General features: G+C 54.0%; 1 pseudogene. It reads right to left on the bottom strand.

Going from position 1 to position 1,587, the window contains the following annotated elements:
- Positions 1-127: 127 nt before the first annotated feature.
- Positions 128-1,306: pseudogene (gene mrdA, locus GIW79_RS29470) on the bottom strand (penicillin-binding protein 2); the annotation flags it as partial.
- Positions 1,307-1,587: the final 281 nt, after the last annotated feature.

Below are 1,587 nucleotides of genomic sequence, written 5' to 3'. Positions count from 1 at the left end.
GACGCCGGGCACCTCAGACTAACAATGCCACCCCTGCGTCGCTGCGCTCCGACTGCCTGTCCGAATGATCGTGGAACAGGTGTCCGGATCAGCGTGGGCTGAGTGTCCGAATGGCGTGGAATCCGCAGGCCAGATCGTAGAAGTAAGTGTCGTTGGAACGCATGATGGCCGCATCCATGTCCACCCAGCCGTCACCACTGTGGTTCCAGTTTCGGTATTTATGGTCAAAGTCTGGCAACTGATAGTAACCCGGGTCGAACACTCGGGTTTGTGGAGTAACAACGCCACTGTCGAGACCGGCGATGGCCACTTCCGGCTTGATGGTTGAGCCCGGCGCATAAAGCCCGCGTAACACGCGGTTGAACAGCGGTCGGTCAATGGAGTCGTGTAGCGCAGCGTACTCCTTGAAGCTAATGCCTGTGACAAACAGGTTCGGATCGAAACTCGGTTTACTGACCATAGCCAGTACTTCACCGGTCTGCGGGTCCAGGGCGACCACCGAACCACGACGGTCACCCAAGGCCTCTTCGGCAGCTTCCTGTAGCTTGACGTCAAGGCTCAGGACGATGTTTTTGCCAGGGATCGGATCGGTGTGCTTGAGCACGCGCAGCACACGGCCCTGTGCGTTGGTCTCTACCTCTTCATAACCGACATGGCCATGCAGTTCAGACTCGTAAAAACGCTCGATTCCGGTTTTGCCGATAGATTGGGTACCGCGGTACTCCACCGAATCAAGGGTCTTGGATTCCTTTTCGTTAATACGACCGACGTAGCCAATGGAATGGGCAAAGTGCGCGCCCAGGGGGTAGTGGCGAACGAATTGTGGTTCCACGTCCACCCCAGGTAGACGGAACTCGTTGACGGCCAAAACGGCGATCTGCTCTTCGGTCAACTCGTAGAACAACGTGACGGGAACAAACGGGTGGCGGGCCTGCTTGAGCGCCTTATCAAACACCGCACGGTCTTCGGCTGGCAGATGCAGCAGATTGACGATTTCGTCCAGTTCACCCTTGAGGTCGGCTGTGCGCTCACGGGTGATGGTCAAGTTGTAACTCGGGCGGTTGTCGGCCAGGACTACACCATTACGGTCATAGATCAAGCCGCGAGTCGGTGTGATGGGCAGTACGTGGACCCGGTTGTTTTCCGAAATTGTTGAGTGGTAGTCGTACTGCACGACTTGCAAAAAATACATACGCCCCACCAAGGCGCACGTGATCCCAATTACCAGCAATGCGCAGGCAAACAAACGTTTGTTGACCAAACGGTTTTCTTTTTCGTGATCTTTGATAGGTATTGGTTCAGGCATTTCTACAGCATCTCGTTGGAAAAGGTCGACGCCGCATCCTGCGGATAAAGATCAATCCTTGTGAAAATGTGCTGCACCATAGCAAAAATGCAGAAACACTTTGTATCGAATTCCCTCAACGGCAGCTTATTTAATGTTGCTGAAAGCGCCGGAATTTTCGAGCGCCCAAAACAAAACCCCAACTGCTTTCGCAATTGGGGTTTCGGAATTTAATCTTGACGATGACCTACTCTCACATGGGGAAACCCCACACTACCATCGGCGATGCATCGTTTCACTGC

This window comes from Pseudomonas sp. PA-7-1E (assembly GCF_021605325.1).
GTDB lineage: Bacteria > Pseudomonadota > Gammaproteobacteria > Pseudomonadales > Pseudomonadaceae > Aquipseudomonas > Aquipseudomonas fluorescens_BV.
The sequence above is the reverse complement of the archived record's forward strand: the minus strand, read 5'-3'. Positions and strand labels throughout refer to the sequence as shown.